The sequence below is a fragment of the Micromonospora sp. NBC_00858 genome, assembly GCF_045207365.1.
GTDB lineage: Bacteria > Actinomycetota > Actinomycetes > Mycobacteriales > Micromonosporaceae > Micromonospora.
Genome location: NZ_CP108828.1, coordinates 5354027 through 5380457 on the forward strand (window position 1 = coordinate 5354027; position 26431 = coordinate 5380457).

Sequence of the window (26431 nt, forward strand, 5' to 3'; positions counted from 1 at the left end):
CTCGTCTGTGCCGGACGGTGGACCCGACCGGGCTCGACCGGCTGACCTGCCGGGGATCCTCCTCACCCCGTCGCCGGTCGGCACCGCGGCGGGCTCGACCTGCCATTCCTGCCGCTAAGCCGGGCTGGGAGGATGGACCCTGTCATTCTTGCTGATGCCGCCGACAACAACGCCAGGAGATACCCGCCGGTGACCGAGACGCACGCCACAATTCCGCCGGGCGCGCCCGTTTTTCCGGCCGGTCGCTACGGCCGCCGCCGGGCGCCCGGGGGCGGCCGCCCCCGCAAGCTGCTGGCCGCGCTGGCGCTGGTGGTGCTGCTGGCAGCGCTGACCTTGATCTCGGTCCGGCTCTACCAGCAGTACGGCGACCCGGAGTACGACGGCCAGGTGATCACCTACACCGACATCACGGACAACCAGGTGGTGGTCAACTTCCGGGTGACCGTGCCGCCGGGCGGATCAGCGGTCTGCGTGCTGCGGGCGCGGGACCTTGCCGGCGCGGAGGTGGCCCGCGAGGAGGTCACGGTGACCGCCGAGCCCGGCGACCGGCATGTCACCACCCAGCACCGCCTAGCGACCTCCGCAAAGCCGTTCATCGGCGAGGTGCTGCGCTGCCGGCCCCCGGCCTGACCTGCCAGAACGCCGTCTCGGCAGGCCACCTGAGGGGTTCTGGTGGACGCCTACCAGCGGTGTTGGATACGGACACCAACGGTCATCGCCGACACGCTGTGTCGTACCGCACTGGTAACTTGGTAGTTCACCTGTCAGCCAGCCACGCACAACTGAGGAGACCGCCTGTGTCTACTGGCAACGAGGCGCCCGCCACCTGGCTGTCCCAGGACGCGCACGACCGCCTCCAGGCCGAGCTCGACGAGCACATCGCCAACCGCCCGGCGATCGCCGCGGAGATCAACGCCCGGCGCGAGGAGGGCGACCTGCGGGAGAACGGCGGCTACCACGCCGCTCGCGAGGAGCAGGGCAAGGCCGAGGGACGCATCCGCTACCTACAGGAGTTGCTGCGCACCGCCAAGGTCGGCGAGGCACCGACGACGGACGTGGTGTCGCCCGGCATGGTCGTGACGATCTACTTCGACGACGACACCGCGGACACCGAGACCTTCCTGCTCGGCTCCCGGGAAATCTCCTCCACGACCGAACTGACCGTCTACAGCCCCGAGTCGGCGCTCGGCAAGGCGATCCTGGGCGGTCGGCCCGGGCAGACCTGCACCTACACGGCGCCGAGCGGCGCCGACATCAAGGTGACCGTGGTCAACTTCGAGCCGTTCTCCGGCTGACCGGCACACGACCCGCCGAGGCGTGGCACCCAGCGGTGTCACGCCTCGGCGGCGAAGACCACCTGGTAGCCGCTGGCCCGTAGCGCGCTGATCAGCGTGTCGGAGTGCTCCACCCCCCGGGTCTCCACCGACAGCGCCACCTCCACCTCGCCGAGGCTCAGGTGCGGGTTGGCCCGCTGGTGCTCCACGTCCACCACGTTGGCCCGGTGCTCGGCGATCTGGCTGAGCAGCGAGGCGAGCTGCCCGGGCCGGTCCGAGCAGCGCACCGTCACTCGCAGGTAGCGACCCGCAGCGGCCAGACCGTGCTCGATCACCCGCAGCAGGAGCAGCGGGTCGATGTTTCCGCCGGAGAGCACCGCGACCACCGGGGCCTCCACCTCCACCACACCAGCCAGCAGCGCGGCCACGCCGACCGCGCCGGCCGGCTCGACCACCAGCTTGCCCCGCTCCAACAGCATCAGCAGGGCGCGCGAGATGTCCTCCTCGGAGACCGTGACGATCTCGTCGACCAGCTTGCGGACGTGGTTGAAGGTGATCTCCCCGGGCCGGCCGACCGCGATGCCGTCCGCGATGGTGGAGAAGGCGGGCAGCCGGACCGGTTCCCCGGCCACCAGTGAGGGCGGGAAGGCCGCCGCGCCGGCCGCCTGCACACCGATGATGCGGACGTCCGGCCGCAACGCCTTGGCTGCCACCGCCATGCCCGAGATCAGACCACCGCCGCCCACCCCGGTGATGATGGTCCGCACGTCCGGGCACTGTTCGAGGATCTCCAGCGCCACGGTGCCCTGGCCGGCGATCACGTCCGCGTGGTCGAACGGGTGGATCAGCACCGCCCCGGTGCGCTCGGCGTACGTGTGTGCGGCGACCAGCGACTCGTCGACGGTGTTGCCGGCCAGCTCGACCTGCGCGCCGTACCCCTTGGTGGCGGCCACCTTCGGCAGCGGCGCGTTGATCGGCATGAAGACCGTGGCGTGCGTGCCGACCAGGCCGGCGGCCAGCGCCACGCCCTGCGCGTGGTTGCCCGCGCTCGCCGCCACCACGCCGCGCTCCCGCTCCGCCGCCGACAGCCGGGAAATCCGCACGTACGCGCCGCGCACCTTGTACGAGCCCGCCCGCTGCAGGTTCTCGCACTTCAGCCAGGTCGGCCCGCCGAGCGCCGCACTCAGCGGCCGGGAGGGCTCCAGCGGGGTGGTCCGGACAACGCCGGCGAGCAGTTCCCGCGCAGCCCGCACATCGTCGAGACCGACCAGTTCCGTCATGCCCCGATCGTGCCACCCGCGCCCGCCGCACCCTGCGGCGACACCGGGGTCGGCGCGAGCACCGTCCCCGTGCACCGGGTTGATCCACTCGACATCCCCGAAATCGCGGGATCAACCTCGCCCAGATAGCGCGATATCAGCGATCCGGAGTAGATCAACCCCGGGACTGCGCCTCCGGGCCCGACGGGGCCTCCGGGCCCACCTGACGGCTCACCGTGGTCGGCGTGAATGCGGGCGGCACCGGCGCACCCGAACCGGCCGGTGGCTCCCCGCCCGGCGCAGAGGCCGACGGCATGGCGCCGCCAGCGGCATGCCCACCCGAGACCGACCCAGCCGGCCAGACCGGGGCAGTCGGCCAGACCGGAGCGGTCGGCCAGACCGGCAGCGCGCGGGCGATGCGGGCCTCCTGCTCGGTGGAGATCCGCTGGATCAGCACGATCAGCGCGACCGCGGCGATCACGCAGGCCACCCCGGGCACCGAGTACCGGAGCAGAGAGTCCCGGTAGTAGTCGATGTGCGCCTGGTAGCCGGCGTCGTTGAAGGGGGTCTCCGGCAGCTTGTCGTACGCCTGACTGTCGAGGCGGCTGACGACCCGCTCACCGATGCTGAACACCAGCCAGGCGGTCCACCACAGGAAAACCAGGGCCGGGGTGCGCCGCCGCCAGAGGCTGTCCCGGGCCACGTTGGCCACCACGCGGGCCGGCACCACGAAGCTCGCGAACGGCACCAGCCAGCCGGCGATCGCCCAGCCGGCCCCGAGCGTTGGCAGCGCGCCCGGGAACGCGTCGGTGTTCTTCCGCGCCCGCCAGGTCCAGATGATCACCAGTACGGCGGCGGTAAGGTACGCCACCGCCATGGGCAGCGCCGCCACCACGGTGACGATGAGCGCGCCGAGCAGCAGATCCGGGTCGCCGTCGGCCCGGGCCTGCCGGGCCATCGCCATCCCCAGCAGCGGGGAGAGCGCCACCGCCAGGAAGAGGACAGCGGTCGCACCGACCGCGATGGCGGCAGCCAGGCCGATCCCGCGTACCCGGTAGGTCGCTAGCCCCGGAGTGACGGCGGGCTGGCCCAGCGGGGTGTGGCAACGCGGGCAGTCGTTGTGCTCGGGGGACCTGGGGTCCCCGCAGGTCTGGCAGCGCATTGGTTTCCCCCGGTCCGCGCGACGATGCGCGCACACCGTAGACGATCATGCAGCGGCCGGCGACCCCGTTCCGACCTGGGGGTAGCCGGGGGCGTGCCTCGACCACGGGGCGGCCATCTCGAACTGGCCGGCCACGCCGAGCAGCAGCAGCTCCGAGCCGGGCGGACCGACCAGCTGCACGGCGACCGGCAGCCCGTCCGGGCGGCGGCCCACCGGCACCACGATGGCCGGCAGGCCGGCGATGTTCCACGGAGCCGCGAACGGGGCGTACCGGATGTTGGCCGACATGTTCGCCCGCCAGGACCGGTCGGACCAGCGCGCGGCCTCCGGCGGCGCGCTGGCCAGCGCCGGGGTGAGCAGCAGGTCGACCGAGTGGTCGGCGAAGAAGTCGATCGACCGCTCCCGCCAGGCGGCCCGGTCGGCCTCCCGGACGTAGCCGCGGCGCTGGGCCCACTCGCCCAGCGCGACGTGCCGCCGGCTGCGCCGCTGCAGGTCGCGCCGGTTCAGCCCAGCGGCCCGGACGTCGGCTGCGGCGGCGGCGAACCAGGTGGCGATGCCCTGCAGGCCGAGCGCGGTGGGGTAGACCGGATCGGCCGGCACGGTGTCGTGCCCGGCGGCGGCGAGCAGTCGGCCGGCGGCGGCGACCGCGTCCCGGTTGGGCGCGTCCGGCGAGACACCGCGCACCGGGGAGCGCAGCGAGACGCCCACCCGGAGCCGCTGCGGCGGGACCAGCTTCTCCGGCCGTCGACCGGCGAGCACCGAGAAGCCGACCGCCGCGTCCGCGACCGTGCTGGTCAGCATGCCGTGCTCGGTCAGACCGAACCAGTCGTCCGCCCCGAGCTGGCAGGGGACCACGCCCCGGCCGGGCTTGAGCCCGACCAGGCCGCAGCAGGCCGCCGGGATCCGGATCGAGCCGAGGCCGTCGTTGCCGTGCGCGATCGGCACCAGCCCGGCGGCCACTGCGGCAGCCGCGCCGCCGGAGGAGCCGCCGGGGGTACGCGCGCTGTCCCACGGGTTGCGGGTCACCGCGCTGTCGTCGTCCGTGAGCGCCCACAGCCCCAGTTCGGGCATCCGGGTCACCCCGAGGATCACCGCGCCGGCGCCGCGCAGCCGTCGGACCACCTCGTGATCGGCCTCCGCGACGCTGGTGCGCACCGCTGCGGACCCGTTCCAGGTGGGCAGGCCGGCGACCGGAGTGTTCTCCTTGACCGCCACCGGCACCCCGGCCAGCGGCAGGTTGGCCAGGTCCTCCTGCTCGTCGACCTTCTCCGCCTCGGTGATCGCCTCGCCGCCGCGCACGGCGCGGAACGCGCCCAGCTCGCCGTCGGCCCGCGCGATGTATTCGAGGTGGTCGGCGACGACCTGAGTGGCCGAGACATCGCCTCGGCGTACGCCCCGGGCGATCTGCTTGGCGGTCGCCCCGACCCAGGTCGCCATGATGTCCTGCACGGCCATCCTCCCCAGCGGTCAGCCCAGTGCCTGCTCCAAATCGGCGAGCAGGTCGTCGACCGTCTCGATGCCGACAGACAGTCGCACGAGATCCCCGGGAACTTCAAGCGGCGAGCCGGCAGCACTTGCATGTGTCATGCGGCCGGGGTGCTCGATCAGGGATTCCACCCCGCCCAGCGACTCGGCGAGAACGAAGAGCTTGGCCCGGTTGCAGATCTCCACGGCGTGGTCCTCGCCGCCGGCCGCCCGGAAGGAGATCATGCCGCCGAACCGGCGCATCTGCTTGGCGGCCACCTCGTGGCCGGGGTGCGAGGGCAGCCCGGGGTAGATCACCTCGGCCACCTTGGCGTGCCCGTCCAGGTACGCGGCGAGCCGCTCGGCGTTGTCGCAGTGCCGGTCCATCCGTACCCCGAGGGTCTTGATGCCGCGCAGGGTGAGCCAGGCGTCGAACGGGCCGTTGATCGCGCCCATCGCGTTCTGGTGGTAACGCAGCTCCTCGCCGAGCGCGGCGTCGGCGACGACGAGCGCGCCACCCACCACGTCGGAGTGCCCACCGATGTACTTCGTGGTGGAGTGCACCACCACGTCGGCGCCGTGCGCGATCGGCTGCTGCAGGTACGGCGAGGCGAAGGTGTTGTCGACCACCAGCAGCGCGCCCGCGTCGTGCGCGACGCCGGCCAGGGCGGCGATGTCGGCGATGCCGAGCAGCGGGTTGGTCGGCGTCTCCACCCAGACGATCTTCGTCCGGCCGGGCTGCACGGCGGCCCGGATCGCGGCCGGGTCGGAGACCTTGGCCGGGGTGAACTCCAGGCCCCAACGCTGGGCGACCCGGGCGAAGAGCCGGTAGGTGCCGCCGTACGCGTCGTCCGGGATGACCACGTGGTCGCCCGGCTGGCAGACGGCCCGCAGCAGGGTGTCCTCGGCTGCCAGGCCGCTGGCGAAGGCGAGCCCGACGGGCCCGCCCTCCAGCGCGGCCAGGCATTCCTGGAGCGCGTCGCGGGTCGGGTTGCCGGAACGGCTGTACTCGTATCCGAGCCGGGGCGCGCCGACGGCGTCCTGGGCGTAGGTGCTGGTCTGGTAGATCGGTGGGATCACCGCGCCGGTGCGGGCCTCAGGGTCCTGACCGGCGTGGATGGCGAGCGTCTCGAAGCCGTGGTTCATTCTGGTGAGGCTAGTGCCCCGCCCCGCGGGCCGTGGCGGAGCCGGGCAGTCGGCATAGCCTGGGCCGATGAACGGGTGCGTGTTCTGCGGGATCGTGGCCGGCGAGGTGCCCGCGTTCCGGGTGGCCGACGAGCCGGACGGGGTGGCTTTCCTGGACACCCGCCCGGTCTTCGCGGGGCACGTGCTGGTGGTGCCCCGCGTCCATCTGGTGACCCTGGCCCAACTGCCGGCCGATCTGCTGCCGGGCTACTTCGCGCTCGTTCAGCGGCTGGCGGTGGCGGTGGAGACCGGTCTGGGAGCCGGTGGGACGTTCGTGGCGATGAACAACAAGGTGTCCCAATCCGTGCCGCACCTGCACACCCACGTGGTGCCCCGGACCAAGGGGGACGGGCTGCGCGGGTTTTTCTGGCCGCGTACCCGCTACCCGAGTGACCAGGACGCCCGGGACATCGCGGTACGGGTGGCCGACGCGCTGCCGCCCCCGCCCCGACCGGCGGCCTGACTGCCGGCCAGGCGGGTAAGAAACAAGGGCCCGCCGGCGTTGCATGCGGCAGAGGTACGAGAGGAGTTCCACCGTGTTCCTTCGCCAGTCCAAGGCTGAGCTGCCCACTCCCGACCAGGCCCTGCCGGGCCGCCCGATCGCGATGCCGGTCGCCGACCGACACGAGGTGCTGGGCACCCCGTTGAAGGGCCCGTTCCCGGAGGGCCTCCAGGTCGCCGTCTTCGGTATGGGCTGTTTCTGGGGCGCCGAGCGGCTGTTCTGGACCCTGCCCGGGGTCTTCACCACCTCCGCCGGCTACGCGGGTGGCAGCACCCGGAACCCGACGTACGAGGAGACGTGCTCCGGCCGGACCGGGCACGCCGAGGTCGTCCAGGTGGTCTACGACCCGAGCAAGATCACTTATGAGGACCTGCTGAAGGTGTTCTGGGAGAACCACGACCCGACCCAGGGCATGCGCCAGGGCAACGACGTGGGCACCCAGTACCGGTCGGCCATCTACACCACCACCGACGAGCAGCGGGCCATCGCTGAGTCGTCCCGGGACGCGTTCCAGCCGATCGTGACGCGGGCCGGCAAGGGTGAGATCACCACCGAGATCGCCCCGCTCGGCAGCTACTACTTCGCCGAGGACTATCACCAGCAGTATCTGGCCCCGACGAAGAACCCGAACGGGTACTGCAACCACGGCCCGAACGGGCTGAGCTGCCCGGTCGGCGTGGCCCGTACCGCGGGCTGACCACCGCCCACCCTGCACGACCTCGATGCCCGGCCGCCGAAAAAGGCGGCCGGGCATTCCCGTCTGACCGTGTGATCGAAATCCGTTGCCGAGCCCAGCGGGGACTCGATAGCGTGGCGGTACACGTGAAGGGAGGTGGTCCAGACTTGTATAGCAATCGGACTCGTGAGGTGGCTGTCCGCTAGCCGCTGTCCTCGACAGTGATCGGTCCGCCGCGAGGCGGGCACAAGCAACAACGTCGAGACCGTGTGGCAGCGGTGCGGCGAATCCACGACAGCCACCCGACCCCCGGGGCGCCGGCCCAGTCCAGCCGGCCCGCGCACGAGCGCGGAAAACCCCGGGGGTCGCTCCATCTGCCGGCGAGGCCGGGCCGGTCAGCTCAGCCGGAGGAGATCACCGTGTCGATGCGCGAGCTGGTGGTGCTCGGGACGGCCAGCCAGGCCCCGACACGGCGGCGCAACCACAACGGGTACGTGCTGCGCTGGGACGACGAGGTGATCCTCTTCGACCCGGGCGAGGGCAGTCAGCGGCAACTCCTGCACACCACGGTCACCGCCACCGACCTGACCCGGATCTGCGTCACCCATTTCCACGGCGACCACTGCCTCGGCCTGCCCGGCACCATCCAGCGACTCTCCCTGGACCGGGTGGCGCACCCGGTCGCCGTGCACTTTCCGGCCGGCGGCGCCGAATACTTCGCCCGGCTGCGGCACGCCACCTCCTTCTACGAGACCGCCGAGCTGCGGGTCGAGCCCATCGAGGCCGACGGGCAGCGGATCACCCTGCGCTGCGGCACGCTGGAGGCCCGCCGGCTGCGGCACCCCATCGAGACGTACGGCTACCGGCTGATCGAGCCGGACGGCTGCCGGATGCTGCCGGAGAAGCTGGCCGCGTACGGCATCACCGGGCCGGCCGTCGGCGAGCTGATCCGGGTCGGGCACCTGGACCTCGACGGTCGCCGCGTCACCCGGGACGAGGTGAGCGTGCCCCGGCCGGGGCAGCGATTCGCCTTCGTGATGGACACCGGTCTCTGCGACGGGGTGTACGCCCTCGCCGAGCACGCCGACCTGCTGGTCATCGAGTCGACCTTCCTGGAGTCGGAGGCCGCGCTCGCCGCCGAGGTCGGTCACCTGACCGCGGCACAGGCCGCCCGGGTGGCGAGCGAGTCCGGGGTACGCCGGCTGGTGCTCACCCACTTCTCCCAGCGGTACGGCGACCCGCGCCGGTTCCACGACGAGGCCCGCGCACACTTCGACGGTGAGCTGATCATCGCCGAGGACCTGACCACGGTGCAGCTCCCGCCGCGCCGGGTAGCCTCGGCCGGATGACCGTCACGCTCCGCCCCGCCACCGGTGACGACCTGATGGGGGTGGGTGCCCTGCACCAGCGTTCCCGGGTCGCCGCGTACTCCTCGTTCCTTCCGGCCGGGGCACTGGCCGACCCGACGCAGGAGGCGATGGGCCGCTACTGGACCGAGCGGTGGAGTTGGGAACGGGACACCCACCGGCTGACCGTGGCGGAACGCGCGGGAAGGCTGGTCGGGTTCAGCTACCTGGGCCCGGACGACGAGGACGACCCGGCGACCGGGCTGCTGAACGCCATCCACCTGGACCCGGCCGAGCAGGGCCGGGGGGTCGGCCGCGCACTGATGGTGGACGCGCTGGACGCCATGCGGGCCCGGGGCTGGCGGCGAGCGGTGCTCTGGGTGCTCCGGGACAACGCCCACGCCCGCGCCTTCTACCAGCGCGGCGGTTGGACCCCCACAGGCACGGAACGCGACGAGTACATCGGCACCGCCCCCACCCCCCAACTCCGCTACAGCCGCCCCCTCTAATCCCCCCCACCCCCTCATTCCGTCGATCATGGAGTCGTGGTGGGCGACTTAGCCACTTATGCCGGCTCTGCGCGGCACCACAACTCCATGATCGACGGGGTGGGGGTGGGGGGAGGGCGTCGACAAGACGCCCTCAGGGTTAGTGGGCGCCGAGGTGGGCTAGGAGGTCCTGGCGGGTTAGGACGCCCTTGGGCTTGCCGTCGACGAGGACCAGCGCGGCGTCGGACTTCTCCAGCAGGCCGACGGCCTCGCTGACCGGCTGACCGCCACCGATCATCGGCAGCGGGTCGCCCATGTGCCGCTCGATGGTGTCGTGCAGGTGGGCCTGACCGGTGAACAGCGCGTCGAGCAGGTCCCGCTCGGCGATCGAGCCGGCCACCTCGCCGGTCACCACCGGCGGCTCGGCCTTGAGCACCGGCAACTGCGAGACGCCGTACTCACGCATGTAGTCGATCGCGTCCCGGACCGTCTCGGTCGGGTGCACGTGCACCAGCTCGGGCAGCCCGCCCGGCTTGCCGGACAGCGCGTCGGCCACCGTCGGCTCGGTGCCGGAGTTGTCGAGGAACCCGTACCGGGCCATCCACGAGTCGTTGAAGATCTTCGAGAGGTAGCCCCGGCCGCCGTCCGGCAGCAGCACGACCACCACGTCGTCCGGGCCGGCCCTGCGCGCCACCTCCAGCGCGGCGACCACCGCCATCCCGCAGGAGCCGCCGACCAGCAGCCCCTCCTCGCGGGCCAACCGCCGGGTCATCTCGAAGGACGCCTTGTCGGAGACCTCGACGATCTCGTCGGCGACGCCCCGGTCGTAGGTCTCCGGCCAGAAGTCCTCGCCGACGCCCTCCACCAGGTACGGCCGGCCGGTGCCGCCGGAGTAGACCGAGCCCTCCGGGTCGGCCCCGACGACCCGCACCCGCCCCTCGGAGGCCTCCTTGAGGTACCGGCCGATGCCGGAGATGGTGCCGCCGGTGCCGACGCCCGCCACGAAGTGGGTGAGCCCACCTTCGGTCTGCTTCCACAGCTCCGGGCCGGTCGTCTCGTAGTGCGAGCGCGGGTTGGCCGGGTTGCTGTACTGGTTGGGCTTCCAGGCGCCGGGGATCTCCCGGGTCAGCCGGTCGGAGACGTTGTAGTACGAGCGCGGGTCCTCCGGGGCCACCGCGGTCGGGCAGACCACCACCTCGGCGCCGTACGCCCGGAGCACGTCCTGCTTGTCCTGGCTGACCTTGTCGGGGCAGACGAAGACGCAGTGGTAGCCCTTGAGCTGGGCCACCAGGGCCAGCCCGACGCCGGTGTTACCGCTGGTCGGCTCGACGATGGTGCCGCCGGGCTTGAGCAGGCCGGCGGCCTCGGCGTCCTCCACCATCCGCAGCGCGATCCGGTCCTTCACCGAGCCGCCCGGGTTGACGTACTCGACCTTGGCGAGCACGGTGGCCTGGATGCCCTCGGTGACGTTACGCAGACGTACCAGCGGGGTGTTGCCGATCATGTCGACGACGTTGTCGTAGTACTGCACGGTGTGCCCTTCGTTGCGGCGCCGGCAACGGCGGCCGGGCAGACGTTTCCTCGCCGCCCAGGGTACGTGGCGTCAGGGCACCACCCCTCCGGGGATGACCGAGTCGCGACGCGCCTCCCACTCCAGGAAGCGGTCGGTCTCGGCGAGCACGCTGCCGGCCAACCAGGTGATCATGACCGCGTCGTCAGCCAGCCCGAAGATCGCCAGTGGGATTTCCGGGAGCAGATCGATCGGCGAGACGATGTACGCCGTCGCCGCGGTCATCAGGGCCAGCCGGAGGCCTCCGTCGTACTGCCCCCGGGTGGTGGCCCTGATCATCCGGGGCAGCGCCGCCAACCGGGCGCCCAGCGAGGGCCCACCCCGTGCCCCGGACGCCAGTGCTCGGGCCAGGGCCGTGAATGCCGCGCTGCGCTTCAGTGTCTTCCCCATCGTCGCGCTCCTCTCCGCCGGATCAGCGTGGCGGGTCGGCGCAAGTCGGCCGGCCTCCCCCGGTCAGGTACCCCGTCGCGTCGGTTTCCAGGCACCCGCGAGCCGTCACGACGACAGCGCCGTGTCGGACCGGCGCGATAATCTCGCGGTATGGGGGTGGCTGGTTCCGTCGTACCCGTTGGTCCGCGCTGGCGGCAGGCCCGGCGGGTCGCCCGCCTGGCTGCCATTGGCACGGGCGCCACTGCGGCGGCCGTGGTCGCGACCGGCGGGGTGCTGCTCGGGCAGGCCCGCCAGGCGCGGCGCACCATCCCGATGGCCGAGGCGCCGCCGCCGCGCTGCGACGGGGTGTACGGCGCCAAGTTCCCCGGCCCCGCGCTCACCATGGTCGTGCTCGGCGACTCGTCGGCCGCCGGCTACGGGGTGCACCGCCGCCGGGAGACGCCCGGCGCCCTGCTCGCCACCGGCCTGTGCCGCCGGCTGCAACGGCCGGTGCGGCTGCACCGTTACGCGGTGGTCGGAGCCATCTCGTCGGCGCTCCGGCACCAGGTGGAGGCCGCGCTGGAGTGCCAGCCCGACATCGCGGTGATCCTCATCGGCGGCAACGACATCACCAACCGCACCCCGCGCGGGCTGGCCGTGCGCTACCTGGTCGAAGCGGTCCACACGCTGCGCGACGCCGGCTGCGAGGTGGTCGTCGGCACCTGCCCCGACCTGGGCGCGATCCGCCCGATCCAGCCCCCGCTGCGGTGGCTGGCGCACCGGTGGAGCCGGCAGCTCGCCGCCGCCCAGACGGTGGCCGTCGTCGAGGCCGGCGGCTGGACGGTCTCCCTCGGTGACCTGCTCGGCCCCCGCTTCGCCGCCGAACCGACGCGGATGTTCGCCTGGGACCGGTTCCATCCCTCCGCCGAGGGGTACGCGGTGGCCGCCGCCGCGCTGCTGCCGACGATGATCTCCGCGCTCGGTGCGGGGCAGGAACGACGGGTCACACCGGTGCCGGGCGAGGGCGTACGGTCGCTGCCGGAGGCCGCGCAGGAGGCGGCCCGGCACGCCGGCACGGAGGTCAGCGGCACGCAGGTCCGGGGCCACGACCGAGGGCCGGCCGGTCGGTGGGCGCAACTGCGCCGCCGGGCGTTCTTCGGTGTCGGTGCGGTGCCGCAGCGCGGGTCCGCCACGGACACTTCGACAGTGGAGGGACTGGCATGAACGAGCGCAGCGAGCGGGGCGTGACCGCCGGTTTCCCGGGCCGACTGGGTCGGGCGGCGGTGCTCTCGCTGCTCGCCGGCACCGTGGGCGGCGCCGCCGTCCTGGCCGGCGAGGCGTTCGTCGCCCGGCACCGGCGCTACGCCCAGCCGGAGCTGGGGCTGGCCCTGCGGGCCACGATCGGCCGGGCCGGCGCACCGCCTCTACGGCTGGTGCTGCTCGGTGACTCGTCGGCGTTGGGCGTGGGCGTCGACCGGCTCGACGACACCATCGGCGGGCAGATGGCCAACCTGCTGGCCGAGGGGCCGGCCGGCCGGCGGGTGCACCTGTCCAGCGTCGGTGTCTCCGGGTCCCGCTCGACGGACCTGTCCACCCAGGTGGCGCGGGCCCTGCTCGGCGAGCGGCCCGACGTGGCGCTGATCCTGATCGGCGCGAACGACGCCACCGGGCTGCGCCGGCCCGCCGACGCGGCGGCGTATCTCGGCGCGGCCGTGCACCGGTTGCGCGAGGCGCGGGTCGAGGTGGTGGTGGGCACCTGCCCCGACCTCGGCGCCGTGCGGGCCATCGCACCTCCGCTGCGCCAACTGGTCGGCTGGTCCGGGCGGCGGGTGGCCCACGCCCAGACCACGGCCGTGCTGGACGCCGGCGGCACGGTGGTCGACCTGGCCACCGAGACCGGGCCGGTGTTCCGGGCCGACGCGGGCACGCTCTGTCACGACGGCTTCCACCCCTCCGCCGACGGCTACCGGGTGTGGGCGCACGCCCTGCTGCCCGCCGTCGCGGCAGCGGCGGCGGTCGCCTCCCGGCGCTAGACCGGCCCGGTCCGGGGTGACATTTCCCGCCGGGCGGGCTTCTTCCGTGCCAAGTTACCGGCGGGTTAACGTGGTTCCATGCCGATTGAGTCGTCCCGCGACGCCGTCATCGTCGCCACCGCCCGCTCCCCCATCGGCCGGGCGCACAAGGGGTCCCTGCGCGACGTCCGCTCCGACGACCTCGCCGCGACCATCGTCCAGGCCGCCCTGGACAAGATCCCCCAGCTCGACCCGACCACGATCGACGACCTCTACCTCGGGTGCGGCCTGCCCGGCGGCGAGCAGGGCTTCAACATGGGACGGGTGGTGGCCACCCTGCTCGGGCTGGACACCGTGCCCGGCGCCACGCTGACCCGCTACTGCGCCTCCTCGTTGCAGACCACCCGGATGGCCATGCACGCGATCCGCGCCGGCGAGGGCGACGTATTCATCTCCGCCGGCGTGGAGATGGTCTCCCGCTACGCCCGGGGCAGCTCCGACGGGCTGCCCCCCGAGGCGCAGGCGCTGGTCGGCGGCGGCTGGGAGAACCCGCGCTTCGCGGCCGCCGGTGAGCGCTCGAAGAGCCGCGCCCAGGGCGGCGCCGACGTGTGGACCGACCCCCGCGAGTCCGGCGAGCTGCCGGACATCTACCTGACCATGGGGCAGACCGCGGAGAACCTGGCCCAGGTGTACGACGTCACCCGCGCCGACATGGACGAGTTCGGCGTCCGCAGCCAGAACCTGGCCGAGAAGGCCATCGCCGACGGCTTCTGGGCCCGGGAGATCACCCCGGTCACCACGCCTGACGGCACCGTGGTGAGCACCGACGACGGCCCGCGTGCCGGCGTGACCCTCGATGCCGTCGCCGGCCTGAAGCCGGTGTTCCGCCCGGACGGCCGGATCACCGCCGGCAACTGCTGCCCGCTCAACGACGGCGCCGCCGCCGTCGTGGTGATGAGCGCCCAGCGGGCCGAGGAGCTCGGGCTGACCCCGCTGGCCCGGATCGTCTCCACCGGCGTGACCGCACTCTCGCCGGAGATCATGGGTCTCGGGCCGGTCGAGGCGTCCCGGCAGGCGCTGCGGCGGGCCGGCATGACCATCGACGACGTCGACCTGGTCGAGATCAACGAGGCGTTCGCCGCGCAGGTCATCCCCTCCTACCGGCAGCTGGGCATCCCGGAGGAGAAGCTGAACGTGATGGGCGGCGCTATCGCGGTCGGCCACCCGTTCGGCATGACCGGCGCCCGGATCACCGGCACCCTGCTCAACGCGCTGGAGTGGCACGACAAGACCATCGGTCTGGAGACCATGTGCGTCGGTGGCGGCCAGGGCATGGCCATGGTGCTGGAGCGGCTCAACTGAGCCGACGTCAGAGCGCGCTGCGGGTCGCCGTCACCTCGGCGGCGGCCCGGGCCAGCGCCTCGGCACCCGGCCCGGCGGCGATCAGATCCGCCGCCACCACCCGCAACTGATCCGGCAGGGCCAGGTCGTTGTCCAGCCGAGGCACCACCCGGCGGGGCTCACCCTCGGCGTCGGCGGTCAGGTTGGCGATCTCCTGCACGAGTCGGTGCACCAGGTCGGCGCGAGGCACGTTGCCGGTGGTCGCGACCGCCGCCCAACGGGGCTGCTGCCAGTGCCCGATCTGACGGACCAGCGACTGCACGGCCTGGTCCAACTCCGCTGCGCTCATCGCCACCGAGTCTACGGCCGGCACCGGCCGCGTCTCGCCGGGCCGGTCAGCGACGCAGGTAGCTGAGCAGCCGCAGCAACTGCCAGTAGAGAAAGACCAACCCGGTGATCAGGCCGAACGCGCTCAACCACGCGTACCGGCGGGGTCGACCGTCGCGCACCGAGCGCTCGACGAGGTCGAAGTCGAGGATGAAGCTGAACGCGCCGGCGATGATGGCCACCACCGAGAAGGCGTACGCCAGCCAGCCGACCTCCCCGCTGGCGCTGTAGGTCGCCAACCCCGGGCGCCCGGAGATCAGGTACGACACCAGGTTGACCACGCTGAGCACGGCGATGCCGAGCAGTGTGCCGATCACCAGGCGGGCCAGCCGGGGCGTCGCCCGGATCACCCGGGCCCGGTACAGCGCCGCCATGCCGAGGAAGACGCCGAAGGTGCCGGCCACCGCCTGCACCACGATGCCCGGATAGATCAGCTCGAAGGCGCGGCTGGCCACCCCCAGCAGCAGCCCCTGGAGCACGGCGTAGGCGACGATCGGCACCGGGTTGGTGATCCCGCGCAGCGAGATGACCAGGACCAGCACGATCGAGGCGAGGGCGCTGCCGGCCAGCGCGGCGGGCAGCCAGGCCGCCTCCGGCACCACCGCCCAGGACACCGCCGCAGCCACGACGGTGACGAGCAGCAACCCGACCGTGCGGACCACCACGTCGTCGACGGTCATCGCCTCGACGTCGCGGGTGCCGAGCACCCGGGCCTCCACCCGGCCGGTCTCGTCCAGCCGGTTGAGCACCGGGTTGTTGCTGCGCACCGCCGCCTCCTCTGCCCGCGTACCCCCTCGCAGTCACTCTGCCCCGGGCCGGCCGGCGACGGCGGCCAAACAGCGCGCCCGGTACAGACGACGGCGCCCGCCCCCGCAGAAGCGGGAGCGGGCGCCGGTCAGCAGCGCGGACGAGGTCAGTCGTCGCCCTGGAAGTAGCTCAGCAGGCGCAGGATCTCGATGTAGAGCCAGACCAGGCTGACCAGGATGCCGAAGGCGGCCGTCCAGGAGTAGCGCTGGGGCAGGCCCATCCGGACGCCGTCCTCGATCTCCTTGAAGCTGAGCACGAAGCTCAGCGACGCGACCACGATGCAGACCAGGCTGAAGCCGATGGCCAGCGGGCTGCCGTCACGCAGGCCGGTGTTGACGCCGAACAGGGCCAGCACCAGGTTGATCAGCATGACCGCGAAGAGGCCGGTCATCACCGCGATCATGCCCTTGACGAAGGCCGGGGTGGCCCGGATGACCTTCGCCCGGTAGAGGATCGCCATCAGGAAGAAGATGCCGAAGCTCGCCGAGGCGGCCTGCAGCACGATGCCGTCGAACGCCGACTCGAACGCCTTGCTGACCATGCCGACGAAGACACCCTCGACGACCGCGTACGTGATGACCAGCGCCGGGTTGGCCATCCGGGAGAACGAGATGATCAGGCCAAGCACCAGGCCGACCACCGCCGCGCCGATCCAGGCGGCACCGACCAGCGAGTCGGGCACGAGCACCCAGGCGGCCGCGGCGGAGATGCCGAGGATGCCGAGCAGGGCGACAGTCTTGACGACCACGTCGTCGACGGTCATGGGCGCCACGGTGGGCGGCGCTGCCGGGTAACCGGCCTGGGACGGGTACTGCTGGGGAATGCCGGGCTGTCCGTACGGCCCGGTCGGTGCGTACCCGGCGGAACGCTCCCGCTCGGCCGCCTGGCCGAGCCGGGCGAGCACCGGGTTCGAGGTCTTCACTGTCTGGCCTCCCTCAGGGGGTCGTTTGCACGTGAACGTGCCCTCCAAGAGTAAACGGCCCGGCCAACTCCTGGTGATCACGAATGGGAATGCGGCCCATGGCGGCTGGTGCCCGGGGCGGGGGTCGAACCCGCACGCCTTGCGGCAGCCGCTTTTAAGGCGGCCGTGTCTGCCGTTCCACCACCCGGGCGGGTGGCACCGGCGCGCCGACACGCACGGTGCAGTGTCACCGTAGCGGGTCGTTGGCGACCCGGCGTACCCCGCCGGCCAGCCCGCACTAGGGTCGATGGCGTGAGCAGCGCAGCCCCCACGGCCCCCGACGCCGCCCCTGAGCAGGCATTCCGCCGCTCCGATCAGATCAACCGCCTCGCCTGGGCCGTCCGGCTGCTGTCCGCCGTCCGCCGGCACCGGGCGGACCTGCTGGTCGCCTTGATCTGCACTGTCCTAGCTGGCTGGCTGACCCACGGCCTGTGGCCCGACCCGGCCGGGCGGGTCATGGCGCTCAACCCCGAGGACCAGGCCCTCTACGAGTGGTTCCTGGCGGTCGACGCGCGAGCGCTCCTCGGCGACTTCAGCCTGCTCACCGACCGGCTCAACGCCCCCGACGGGGTCAACATGATGGCCAACACCACGGTCATCGCGCTCGGCATCGTCTGCGCACCGATCACCCTGCTGCTCGGCGCGCCGGTCACCTTCGCGCTGCTCGCCGCCGCCAACCTGGCCGGCACCGCCGTCGCCTGGTACCTGCTGTTCCACCGGACGCTGCACGCTCGCCGGCTCGCCGCCGCGCTCGGCGGAGGGCTGTGCGGGTTCGGCCCGGGCATGATCTCGCAGACCAACAGCCACCTGCACATGACCGCCCAATGGCTGGTGCCGGTGATCGTCTGGTTGGTGATCCGGCTACTGCGAGCGTCCGACCCAAAGCCCACGTCGCCCGCCAGCCACAGCGGGATCGACGGCGCCCGGCCCGCAGGGCTGGACCGGCGGCGGATCTTCAGCTCCGCGGCCGGGCTGGCCGCCGCCGTCACCGCGCAGGTCTTCATCGGCGAGGAGGTGCTCTTCCTCGCCGCCGTCACGCTGCTGGTGATGGCGGTCAGCTACGCCATGGCGGACCGGGACCTGGCCCGGCGGGCGCTGCCCGCGTTCGCCGGCGGGCTGGCCATCGCCGCCGGGCTGGCCCTGCTGGTGCTGGGGTATCCGCTGTGGTTCCAGTTCGCCGGGCCGCAGGGGGTCGCCGACGGGATGTTCAGCCCCGACTACTTCTCGGCCGACCTCAGCAGCTGGTGGACAGTCTCCCCACTGTCGGTGGCCGGCAGCGACGAATCCGCCCGGCTGACCACCGGCCCGGCCGAGTACAACACGTTCCTCGGCTGGCCGCTGCTGCTGGTCGCCGTGGCCAGCGCGATCTGGGCCGGGCGGCGCCGGCTGGTGCTCGCGTGCGTGGCAGCCGCCCTGGCGATGGGCGCGCTCTCGCTCGGCCCGGAGGTGGTGCTCGGCGGCACCCGGACCGCGCTGCCCGGCCCGTACGCCCTGCTGGCCGGGCTGCCGGTGGTGGACGGCGCCCTGCCGATGCGGTTCGGCCTGGCGCTGCTCCCGATCGTCGCGACGCTGCTGGTGCTGGCGGTCGACCGGGCACTGCAGAGCACCGGTCGGGCGCGGCGGCTGGTGCCGCTGGCCGTCGTCGCGGCGCTGCTGCCGATCTTCCCGGCCCCCCTGCCGACCGCCGAGCGACCCGCCCTGCCGGAGTTCATCACCGGCGGGCACTGGCGGCAGTGTGTCCGCCCCGGCGGGGTGCTGGTCCCGGTGCCGCTGCCCACTCCCAAGGAGCCGTGGCCGATGCGCTGGGCGGCCGCCGCCGACGCCGGCTTCGGTCTGCCCGAGGGGTTCTTCATCGGCCCGTACGGCCGGGGCGGCACCGCGGCGATGGGCACCTTCAAGCAGCCCACCTCCGCGCTGCTGGCGGACGTGGCCCGGCGCGGCGACCAGCCGCCCATCGGTGACGAGCAGCGCCGGCAGGCAGCCCGGGACGCGGACTTCTGGGGCGCGTCCTGCGTGGCGCTGGCCGACGACGCCCCACACGTGGAGAGCCTGCGCGCAACCCTGGAGCAGCTCTACGGCCCGGCCACCCGGATCGCCGACGCCTGGACATGGCGGGTCTGACCCGGACGTCGAACAGGGCCCCTCGCGGCACCAGGAACGGTGCGGCGGGGGCCCTGTTCGTCGATCGGGTCAGACGCGGGGGGCGCCAACCGGCTGGGACGCCTCGACGAACTCCTCGCGCGGGTCGTGCAGCTGGCCCAGGGCGACCACCTCACGCTTCAGGAAGAACGCCAGCGACCAGTCCACCACCACCCGGACCTTGCGGTTGAACGACGGGATCCGGCTCATGTGGTACGTCCGGTGCATGAACCAGGCCGGCCAGCCGGTCATCTTGATCCCGTACACCTGGGCGACGCCCTTGTGCAGGCCGAGGCTGGCCACGCTGCCGACGTGCTTGTGCTTGTAGTTGACCGGCTCGCGGCCTCGGATCACCGCCGCGATGTTGTCGGCCATCTGGGCGGCCTGGCGGACCGCGTGCTGGGCGCTCGGCGAGCAGTAGTTGCCCGGCTCCTTGGTCAGGTCGGGCACCGCGGCGCAGTCACCGGCACTCCACGCACCCTCGACCACCCGGTCACCGTCGACCACCTGGAGGGTCGGCAGGCAGGTGACCCGCCGACGGTCGTCGCGCGGGAAGTCGGTGGCGTCCAACATCGGCGACGGCTTCACGCCGGCCGTCCAGACGATCGTGTCGGAGCGGAAGCTGTCACCGTCGGAGAGCTTGACCACCCCGTCGACGCAGGACTCCAGCCGGGTGTCCAGCCGGATGTCCATGTTCCGCTTGAGCAGCTGCTGCACCGTGTAGGCACCCATGTCCCGGTCCACCTCGGGCAGCACCCGCTGGGTGGCCTCGACCAGCACCCAGCGCATGTCCTCCGGCTTCAGCTCCGGGTAGTAGCGCATGGCGTCGCGGGCCATGTCCTCCATCTCGGCGAGCGCCTCGATGCCGGCGTAGCCACCACCGACGAAGGTGAACGTCAGCGCCGAACGGCGGACCTCCGGGTCCGGGGTGACAGCCGCCACGTCCAGTCGGTCCAACACGTGGTTGCGGAGGTAGATCGCCTCACCGATGGTCTTGAACCCGATGCCGTGCTCGTGCAGGCCGGGGATCGGCAGCGTCCGCGACACCGAACCCGGGGCCACGATCACGTGGTCGTACGCGATCTCCCGGACCGGGCCGGCGATCGGCTGCACGGTGGCCACCTTGCGGTCGTGCTCGACACGGGTGACCGTGCCCGCCACCACCGTGCACCGACGCAACTCCCGCCGCAGCGGCACCACGGAGTGCCGGGGGGAGATGTTGCCCGCCGCGGCCTCGGGCAGGAACGGCTGGTAGGTCATGTGCGGCTGGGGGTCAACCACGATGACCTCAGCCTCACGGGAGCTGAGCTTCTTCGACAGGCGCAGGGCGGCGTAAAGACCGACGTGCCCGGCACCCACCACAAGGATCCGCTTCGGATTCACGTCATCTATCTTTCCCCGAGCGGCTCAGGTAATCCCGCTCGCGCCCCCCATCTGTGACGGAACACAACCCCTGTGACCCGGGTAACCCGGTCGGCACGCCCGGTTTACCTGCGGCGCAGCAGCCAGCCGAGCAACCCGGCCGTCCCCACCGCCACCAGCAGCCCCAGCACGGTGGCCCACTGGTGGCCGCTGTCCCCGCCCAGGCCGGCGACCTGCAACAGCAGCACCCCCAGCACGGCGGTACCCAGCAGCACCGCGGCCGCCCGCAGCAACCAGCGGGTGATCAGCTCCGGGTCCACCACCCCGTCATAGGGCAGCAGTGCGGCCAGCGCGCACAGGGTGTGCGCCAGGTAGAGCAGCGCGGCGAGGGCAAGCAGCCGCCACAGCGCCACCGGCCGGCCGTACCCGTCGGTGGCGAGCAACCAGCCACCGACCGTGACCAGCGCCGTGAAGGTCGGCCAGACCCGGCGCGGGCCCACCGCGGGCAACAGCGCGGCCACCGCCATGAAGAGCAGCGGCCGGCCGGTCAGCACCTCGGCGGGGAACGCCAGCGCGAACCCGGCCAGCACACTGACGAAGATCCCGGCCCGGACCATGAGCGGGGCGAGGCTGATCCGGGCGAAGGCGTCCTGCGCCGCCCTGACCCTCCCGGTGACGGTGTCGATCATGGGTGCCCGCCCTCACTCCTCGCGCTCACCGGCCACCAACCCTCGGGGCAGTGGCCAGCCGGGCGACGTCCCGCAGCACCTGGTCCAGGCTGCCGGCGCCGGCCCAGCGCACCACGGGCACCCCGTGCTCCCGGAGCTGCCCGATCATGGTTTCCCGGTCCAGCCGCCATAGCCGGTACGCCACCTCGGCCCAGCCCCGGTCCTTGGGCGGCGTCAGGTCGGTCGGCAGCGTGTCGACCGCCACCACGAACCGCCCGGCGCGGGTCAGCCGGGCCAGCATCTGTGCCGACCGCTCGTCCAGCAGCGGGGTGAGCACCACCACCAACGCGTCCGACGAGAGCAGTTGCGGGCCGAACACCTGGTCGTACGGCTCGTGCTGGGAGGCTTGGGCGCGCACGTCGAGCAGCCACTCCAGCACCGTCAGGTACTGCCGGCGACCGGCCGCCGGGCGCAGCCGCCGGGCCGCCGGGCCGTACTCCAGCAGCGAGACCCGGTCGCCCCGGTGCAGGTAGTGCTCGGCGATCGCGGCGGTGGCCCGCACGGTGGTGTCCAGCACCGAGGCTGCGCCGCCCACGCCGCCGGAGCGGCCGGCCTCGGCGAGCACGTCGAGCAGCACCACCACCTCCGCGTCCCGATCGGAGAGGGTGGCCGCCACGTGCAGTTGCCGGGCACGCAGCGAGACCCGCCAGTCGATGCGGCGCAGCCGGTCACCCGGGGCGAAGATCCGGACGCCGGCCAACTCGCCGCCCTCGCCCGGCCGGCGGGAGTGGTGTGCCCCGACCAGGCCGGCGGCCCGGGGCATCGCCTCCACCGCCTCGAACGGCTCGGTCCGCGGATAGACCCGCACCCGGACCGGCTCGGTGATCACCGCCCGGGAGACCAGCAGACCACCCGCCGTGGCGACCCGGGCGCCCGCCGGACCGACCGGATGCCGACCCCAGCGCAGGGCCCGGCCGGCCAGTTCCAGGTCCACGGCCTCCGACCTCGGCACCGAGGTCACGAACGGCCGGTCGGCGACGGAGCGGCCCGTCCCGCCGGTCGGTACCGCACCACCGTTGGGGGTCGCACCACCGTCGGGGGTCGCCTCGCCGGGCGACTCGTCGCGGGCGAAGCCGGCCCGCTCGATCCGCAGCCACGGCGACACCCGGGACCGCACCACCACCAGGTCGTAGTCGACCGTGTCCGGATTGCCGACGCTCACCGCCGCCGTCACCTCGCCGCCCTCGACCAGCGGCCCGTCGTCACCCGGGGTGATCCAGACCTGCGGCAGCGCGGTGGGCCGGCGGCGCAGCGCGTACGCGGTGCCCAGCGCGAACGGGGCGGCCAGCACGATCAGGTCGACCCGTCCCAGCAGCACGCCCGCCACCAGCAGCAGGCCGGCGAGCAGCACCGCCCGGCTGAGCGCCCAGGTGGGTGCCCAACCGGTCGCCGGCTCCGGCTCGGCGGATCGCGGCACGGGCACGGTCGGTCCGGTCATCAGCGCCGGGGCCCGCCGGCGGCGTAGCTGGGCAGTGCGCCGCTGGCCGGCGCGGGGGTTGCCTCCAGCACCTCGCCGACCACGAACGCCGGGTCGACCCGGCGCAGCCACATCTCCGGGCGCAGGGTGATCCGGTGGGCCAGCGCGGGCGCCGCCACCTCCTTGACGTCCTCCGGCACCACATAGTCCCGGCCGCCGAACACCGCGCGGACGCGGGCCAGCAGCAGCAGCGCCAGCGAGCCACGCGGCGAGGCGCCGACCAGCACCGACGGGTGCTCCCGGGTGGCCGCCGTGAGCGCCACGATGTAGCGGCCGATGGAGTCCTCCACCACGACGTCCTCCAGCGCGGCCTGCATCGCCCGCAGGGTGGCCGCGTCGACCACCGGCTTGATCTCCGCCTCCTCGCGGCGGCGGCTCATCCGGCGACGGAGCACCTCCCACTCCTCCTCGTGGTCCGGGTAGCCGAACGAGACCCGGAGCAGGAAGCGGTCCAGCTGCGCCTCGGGCAGCGGGTACGTGCCCTCGTACTCGATCGGGTTGGCGGTGGCCAGCACGTGGAACGGCTCGTCCAGCTTGTAGGTCACCCCCTCCACCGAGACCTGCTTCTCCTGCATCGCTTCGAGCAGCGCGGACTGGGTCTTCGGGGGCGTCCGGTTGATCTCGTCGGCGAGGAGCAGGTTCGTGAAGATCGGGCCGGCCCGGAAGGTGAAGTCGCCGTTGCGCTGGTCGTAGAGGAACGAGCCGGTGACGTCGGCGGGGAGCAGGTCCGGGGTGAACTGGAGCCGTCGGAAGTCCAGCCCGAGCGCCTGGGCGAAGGAGCGCGCGGTGAGCGTCTTGCCCAGCCCCGGCAGATCCTCCAGCAGGACGTGCCCACCGGCCAGGATGCCGGCGAGGACGAGCTCCAACGCGTCCCGCTTGCCGACCACGACGGTGCCGACCGCATCCAGGACCGCCCGGGCCAGCTGGCCGACCTCGGCGGCGGGCAAGCTCCGGTCCACGTCGTTCATCAGATCTTCTCCAGTTCGGCGACGATCACCGCGAGGTCGCGCGGCGACGGGGGGCGGCGAGGCGGGCTTTCCAGGAACGTCCACAGTCGGTCGCCCAGCAGGGCACTGGCGCGGGCTGGGTCCGACTCACGGGTGACGCCGTGTTTCAGGCGCATCCGCTCGTCGGCCAACTCACCGATCCGGGGCAGGATCACGCTGCTGAAGCGTTCGGGTCGCGTGTTGGACCAGTCGAGCGGCCACTCCCAGCGGTTGATCGCGGCGCGCAGCGCGTCCCGGGCTCCCCAGTTGTAGCTGCCGTCATCCTCTCCCGTCGCCACCCGGCCGCCCGGTGGCGGCGGCGGTGGCGGCGCGAGCAGGGCGGTGACCCGGCGAACCGCCAGCACGGCCAGCACCCCGGCGATCAGCACGGGCAGAGAGACCTGGAGGCCGACCCCGCGGAGGCCGACGACCAGCACCACGACCACCGCGGCGGCGATCGCGAGCGAGCGCAGCACCAGTCGGGACCGACCGCCACGCGACTGCGGGCCGACCGGCGCCGGCTCCTCCTCGAAGGCGAGCAGGTCGTCGATGCTGGTGCTGCTCAAGCCGGCACCTCCGAGGTGGGTGCCACCGTGGCCAGTTCGTGGCGCAGCCGGCGCAGCGCGGCGCGCGCCTGGTCACGGGTGCGCTCGTCGACCGGTCGGGTGGCGTACCGGGCTTCGCGGTAGACGTGCGCGAACTCCGCCAGCACGTCGGTGCTGACGATCGCCGGCACCCCGGCCGCCGGATCGCCGCGCAGCAGACGGGTGACCAGGTCGGTGGGGGTGTCCCCGGCCCGCCGGGAAACACCGGCTGCGCCAGCGGCCTCCTCCAGGCGGACCCAGCAGGCGATCACCGCCACGCGGGGGTCGGTGTCCCGGTCGTCGAGCTCCACCAGGCCGGCGTCGAGGGCGGCGACCACCTCCCGGGCGGTGCCCTCGGCCGTACGCCGGGACCACTGTCCGGGCAGCGCGCGGGTGGCCCGGCGGCGGCGGAGGCCCCGCAGCAGGATCCAGCCGAGGTAGCCGAGAGCGGCGAGGATGGCCAGCCCGAGCAGCACCATCGCCACCGTCGCGATCCACTGCGGGATGTGCGCCTGGGTGGCCTCGCCGGCGTCACGCGGCTCGACCGGAATCGACGGCGGCGGCTCGGCGGTCGGGTACTCGGGGACCCAGGGGACCTGCTCCACCGGCGGGATCCGGCTGGCACCGATCGACGAGTGCGCGGCGGCCAGCGTGGCCCCGACGAGCAGAGCGGCGACCGCACCAACCGGCCACCAACGGCGGAGCAGGCCGACCGCCGGACGCAGCACCCCCGCCTCGGTGGCCGGGGACGGCGTGGGCGGGCGCGTTCCGTCCGTCATCGCCACCACCCCACGCGCTCAGTCCACTCCGGCCAGCTGCTTGGCCCGACCGAAGACATCGTCCAGCATCACTGGTGTCAGCCGCCCGGTGAAGGTGTTCTGCTGACTGACGTGGTAGCAGCCGAGCAGCTCCGGTGCGGCCGTGCCGGACCAGTGTGCCCCATGGCCGAACGCCGGTCGCGGGCTGGGCGGGCGCTGCCCGTACACCTGGCGCAGCACCGGCCACCACGCGGCCCACGCGAACGCACCGAGCGCGACCACGACGCGCAGGGTGGGCCGGATCAGCGCGACCTCGCGGTGCAGCCAGGGCGCGCAGGTGTCCCGCTCGACCGGGGTGGGCTTGTTGTCCGGCGGCGCGCACCGGACGGCCGCGAAGATCCGGGTGTCCCGCAGGGCCAGCCCGTCGTCAGCGGCGACACTGGTCGGCTGGTTGGCCAGCCCGGCCCGGTGCAGGGCGGCGAAGAGCACGTCACCCGAGCGGTCACCGGTGAAGATCCGGCCGGTGCGGTTGCCGCCGTGCGCGGCGGGCGCCAGCCCGAGGATGGCGATCCGCGCGTCGGCGGGGCCGAAACCCGGGACCGGGCGGCCCCAGTACTCCTGGTCGCGGAAGGCGGCCCGGCGGGTGCGGGCCACCTCCTCCCGCCACCGGACCAGTCGGGGGCAGGCGAAACAGTCGCTCACCGCGGCGTCCAGGTCGGCCAGGTCGGTCGCCCGCGCTGCGCGGGCGACCACCTGCTCCGGGGTACGCGGCTCAGCCAAGCTTGGCCCGGAAGAGTTCCAGGGTGCGGGCGAAGGCGCTGGCGGCGGCGCGCTGGTCGAACGCCTCCGGCCGGTCGTCGTTGAAGAAGGCGTGCGAGGTGCCCGGGTAGTCGTAGAGGTGGCAGGTGCCGCCGGCCTCCTCGATGGCCTGGCGGGCGGTCTGCACGCCGTCGGCGGCGGAGGTGCCGTCCTCTTCGGAGCAGTGGATGACGGCGGCCTTGCCGGCGTAGTCGCCCCACACGGGGCTCATCGACTCCCAGGGCAGCACGGGGTAGAAGCCAGCGGTGGCGACGATCCGCTCGGAGAGGGTCGCCGACCAGAGGGCCAGGCTGCCGCCAGCGCAGAAGCCCACCGCACCGACCTTGCCGGTGACCTCCGGTCGCCCGGCGAGGTAGTCGGCAGCGCCGGCGATGTCCTTCGCCGCCTCGTCCATCCGCATCGCCATCAGCAGCCGCTGCGCCTCGTCCGGCTCGCTGGTGGTCTCACCGTGGTAGAGGTCCGGGGCGAGGGCGACGAAGCCGGCCTCGGCGAACCGGTCCGCCACCGACCGGATGTGCGGGACCAGGCCCCACCACTCCTGGATGACGATGACGGCGGGGCTGGCCAAGCCGCTGGCGGGTATCGCGAGATACCCCTCGCTCGTCCCCCCGTTGCTGCGGTAGCTCACCATCTCGCCCATCGGCCGTCCTCCTAGCGGTCAGTCATCGTTGGCTGGTCGCCCAGTGGTCCTACGTGCCGGTAGCCTGCCACGCCACGCCACCCCCCGGGAAGACGCGGGAACAGTGGCATTCACCTCCCGTTCGCCCGGCGGTGA

At 73.0% G+C, this 26431-nt stretch carries 26 protein-coding genes, 1 tRNA gene and 1 pseudogene; 10 read left to right on the forward strand and 18 right to left on the reverse strand.

Features of this window, described 5'->3' with window-relative positions:
• Positions 1 to 189 precede the first annotated feature (189 nt).
• The gene (locus tag OG990_RS24845; RefSeq protein ID WP_355606436.1) at positions 190 to 630 is read left to right on the forward strand and encodes a DUF4307 domain-containing protein; all 441 of its coding nucleotides are present in this window, start codon (positions 190 to 192) and stop codon (positions 628 to 630) included.
• A gap of 167 nt (positions 631 to 797) precedes the next feature.
• Positions 798 to 1295 carry a transcription elongation factor GreA gene (gene greA / locus OG990_RS24850; RefSeq protein WP_355606433.1) on the forward strand — a complete coding sequence of 166 codons (498 nt, stop codon included), beginning with the start codon at positions 798 to 800 and terminating at the stop codon, positions 1293 to 1295.
• Positions 1296 to 1333: 38 nt separating this feature from the next.
• On the opposite strand, the gene ilvA is transcribed toward greA, so the two are convergent.
• From ilvA to OG990_RS24870, 4 genes are all read right to left on the reverse strand, one after another.
• Positions 1334 to 2554, reverse strand: a complete 1221-nt coding sequence (ilvA, locus tag OG990_RS24855) for a threonine ammonia-lyase (RefSeq protein ID WP_386985061.1) — start codon at positions 2552 to 2554, stop codon at positions 1334 to 1336.
• A gap of 154 nt (positions 2555 to 2708) precedes the next feature.
• On the reverse strand, positions 2709 to 3695 hold the full coding sequence (locus tag OG990_RS24860; protein ID WP_406077347.1) for a DUF4328 domain-containing protein: 987 nt from the start codon (positions 3693 to 3695) through the stop codon (positions 2709 to 2711).
• A 45-nt stretch (positions 3696 to 3740) separates the two neighbouring features.
• Positions 3741 to 5150 (reverse strand): amidase, encoded by a 1410-nt coding sequence (locus tag OG990_RS24865; RefSeq protein WP_406077348.1) that lies wholly within the window; start codon positions 5148 to 5150, stop codon positions 3741 to 3743.
• Between the two features lie 12 nt (positions 5151 to 5162).
• Positions 5163 to 6305 (reverse strand): cystathionine gamma-synthase, encoded by a 1143-nt coding sequence (locus OG990_RS24870; RefSeq protein WP_355606422.1) that lies wholly within the window; start codon positions 6303 to 6305, stop codon positions 5163 to 5165.
• A 67-nt stretch (positions 6306 to 6372) separates the two neighbouring features.
• Here OG990_RS24870 and OG990_RS24875 point away from each other — a divergent pair, with 67 nt between their 5' ends.
• The 4 genes from OG990_RS24875 to OG990_RS24890 all read left to right on the forward strand — a co-directional run bounded on the left by OG990_RS24875 (position 6373) and on the right by OG990_RS24890 (position 9377).
• Positions 6373 to 6807: an HIT family protein gene (locus tag OG990_RS24875; RefSeq protein ID WP_386985067.1), complete on the forward strand. Its 435-nt coding sequence runs from the start codon at positions 6373 to 6375 to the stop codon at positions 6805 to 6807.
• Positions 6808 to 6880: 73 nt separating this feature from the next.
• Positions 6881 to 7543, forward strand: coding sequence for a peptide-methionine (S)-S-oxide reductase MsrA (msrA, locus tag OG990_RS24880; RefSeq protein WP_328423629.1), 663 nt, complete (start codon positions 6881 to 6883; stop codon positions 7541 to 7543).
• A gap of 398 nt (positions 7544 to 7941) precedes the next feature.
• Positions 7942 to 8871 carry a ribonuclease Z gene (locus tag OG990_RS24885; RefSeq protein WP_406077349.1) on the forward strand — a complete coding sequence of 310 codons (930 nt, stop codon included), beginning with the start codon at positions 7942 to 7944 and terminating at the stop codon, positions 8869 to 8871.
• Positions 8868 to 9377, forward strand: a complete 510-nt coding sequence (locus tag OG990_RS24890) for a GNAT family N-acetyltransferase (protein ID WP_406077350.1) — start codon at positions 8868 to 8870, stop codon at positions 9375 to 9377. The genes OG990_RS24885 and OG990_RS24890 overlap by 4 nt, the downstream gene beginning before the upstream one ends.
• A 139-nt stretch (positions 9378 to 9516) precedes the next feature.
• Here OG990_RS24890 and OG990_RS24895 read toward each other — a convergent pair whose 3' ends face one another.
• Positions 9517 to 10887, reverse strand: coding sequence for a cystathionine beta-synthase (locus tag OG990_RS24895; RefSeq protein WP_328423621.1), 1371 nt, complete (start codon positions 10885 to 10887; stop codon positions 9517 to 9519).
• A gap of 72 nt (positions 10888 to 10959) precedes the next feature.
• A complete protein-coding gene (locus tag OG990_RS24900; RefSeq protein ID WP_386985076.1) occupies positions 10960 to 11316 on the reverse strand; it encodes a YkvA family protein in 357 nt (118 codons plus the stop codon).
• 150 nt (positions 11317 to 11466) lie between these two features.
• Between OG990_RS24900 and OG990_RS24905 the strand changes: the two are divergent.
• The 3 genes and pseudogenes from OG990_RS24905 to OG990_RS24915 form a co-directional block, all read left to right on the forward strand.
• Positions 11467 to 12548 (forward strand): annotated as a pseudogene (locus OG990_RS24905) (SGNH/GDSL hydrolase family protein); the annotation flags it as partial.
• Positions 12549 to 12578: 30 nt separating this feature from the next.
• Positions 12579 to 13328, forward strand: coding sequence for an SGNH/GDSL hydrolase family protein (locus OG990_RS24910; protein ID WP_406081869.1), 750 nt, complete (start codon positions 12579 to 12581; stop codon positions 13326 to 13328).
• Positions 13329 to 13406: 78 nt separating this feature from the next.
• A complete protein-coding gene (locus OG990_RS24915) occupies positions 13407 to 14669 on the forward strand; it encodes an acetyl-CoA C-acetyltransferase (protein ID WP_355606408.1) in 1263 nt (420 codons plus the stop codon).
• Positions 14670 to 14676: 7 nt separating this feature from the next.
• Here the strand turns inward: OG990_RS24915 and OG990_RS24920 are convergent, their stop codons facing one another.
• The 4 genes from OG990_RS24920 to OG990_RS24935 form a co-directional block, all read right to left on the reverse strand.
• Positions 14677 to 14997 carry a hypothetical protein gene (locus tag OG990_RS24920; protein ID WP_386985080.1) on the reverse strand — a complete coding sequence of 107 codons (321 nt, stop codon included), beginning with the start codon at positions 14995 to 14997 and terminating at the stop codon, positions 14677 to 14679.
• A gap of 46 nt (positions 14998 to 15043) precedes the next feature.
• Positions 15044 to 15802: a Bax inhibitor-1/YccA family protein gene (locus OG990_RS24925; protein ID WP_386985082.1), complete on the reverse strand. Its 759-nt coding sequence runs from the start codon at positions 15800 to 15802 to the stop codon at positions 15044 to 15046.
• Positions 15803 to 15948: 146 nt separating this feature from the next.
• Positions 15949 to 16764, reverse strand: a complete 816-nt coding sequence (locus tag OG990_RS24930; RefSeq protein WP_355602573.1) for a Bax inhibitor-1/YccA family protein — start codon at positions 16762 to 16764, stop codon at positions 15949 to 15951.
• Positions 16765 to 16870: 106 nt separating this feature from the next.
• A tRNA-Leu gene (locus tag OG990_RS24935) sits at positions 16871 to 16954 on the reverse strand.
• Between the two features lie 101 nt (positions 16955 to 17055).
• Between OG990_RS24935 and OG990_RS24940 the strand changes: the two genes are divergently transcribed.
• The gene (locus OG990_RS24940; protein WP_406077351.1) at positions 17056 to 18924 is read left to right on the forward strand and encodes a hypothetical protein; all 1869 of its coding nucleotides are present in this window, start codon (positions 17056 to 17058) and stop codon (positions 18922 to 18924) included.
• Positions 18925 to 18993: 69 nt separating this feature from the next.
• Here the strand turns inward: OG990_RS24940 and OG990_RS24945 are convergent, their stop codons facing one another.
• The 8 genes from OG990_RS24945 to OG990_RS24980 form a co-directional block, all read right to left on the reverse strand.
• Positions 18994 to 20325 carry an NAD(P)/FAD-dependent oxidoreductase gene (locus tag OG990_RS24945; RefSeq protein ID WP_355602569.1) on the reverse strand — a complete coding sequence of 444 codons (1332 nt, stop codon included), beginning with the start codon at positions 20323 to 20325 and terminating at the stop codon, positions 18994 to 18996.
• A 104-nt stretch (positions 20326 to 20429) separates the two neighbouring features.
• Complete coding sequence (locus OG990_RS24950) at positions 20430 to 20993, reverse strand: hypothetical protein (protein ID WP_406077352.1); 564 nt, start codon at positions 20991 to 20993, stop codon at positions 20430 to 20432.
• Positions 20994 to 21018: 25 nt separating this feature from the next.
• The gene (locus tag OG990_RS24955; protein WP_406077353.1) at positions 21019 to 22470 is read right to left on the reverse strand and encodes a DUF58 domain-containing protein; all 1452 of its coding nucleotides are present in this window, start codon (positions 22468 to 22470) and stop codon (positions 21019 to 21021) included.
• The gene (locus OG990_RS24960) at positions 22470 to 23477 is read right to left on the reverse strand and encodes a MoxR family ATPase (protein ID WP_328423601.1); all 1008 of its coding nucleotides are present in this window, start codon (positions 23475 to 23477) and stop codon (positions 22470 to 22472) included. The genes OG990_RS24955 and OG990_RS24960 overlap by 1 nt, the downstream gene beginning before the upstream one ends.
• Positions 23477 to 24061 carry a hypothetical protein gene (locus tag OG990_RS24965; protein WP_406077354.1) on the reverse strand — a complete coding sequence of 195 codons (585 nt, stop codon included), beginning with the start codon at positions 24059 to 24061 and terminating at the stop codon, positions 23477 to 23479. The genes OG990_RS24960 and OG990_RS24965 overlap by 1 nt, the downstream gene beginning before the upstream one ends.
• Complete coding sequence (locus tag OG990_RS24970; protein WP_386985091.1) at positions 24058 to 24858, reverse strand: DUF4129 domain-containing protein; 801 nt, start codon at positions 24856 to 24858, stop codon at positions 24058 to 24060. Before OG990_RS24970 ends, OG990_RS24965 begins: the two co-directional genes overlap by 4 nt.
• Positions 24859 to 24876: 18 nt before the next feature.
• A complete protein-coding gene (locus tag OG990_RS24975) occupies positions 24877 to 25617 on the reverse strand; it encodes a uracil-DNA glycosylase (protein WP_406077356.1) in 741 nt (246 codons plus the stop codon).
• On the reverse strand, positions 25610 to 26296 hold the full coding sequence (locus tag OG990_RS24980; RefSeq protein WP_406077357.1) for a dienelactone hydrolase family protein: 687 nt from the start codon (positions 26294 to 26296) through the stop codon (positions 25610 to 25612). Before OG990_RS24980 ends, OG990_RS24975 begins: the two co-directional genes overlap by 8 nt.
• Positions 26297 to 26431 lie beyond the last annotated feature (135 nt).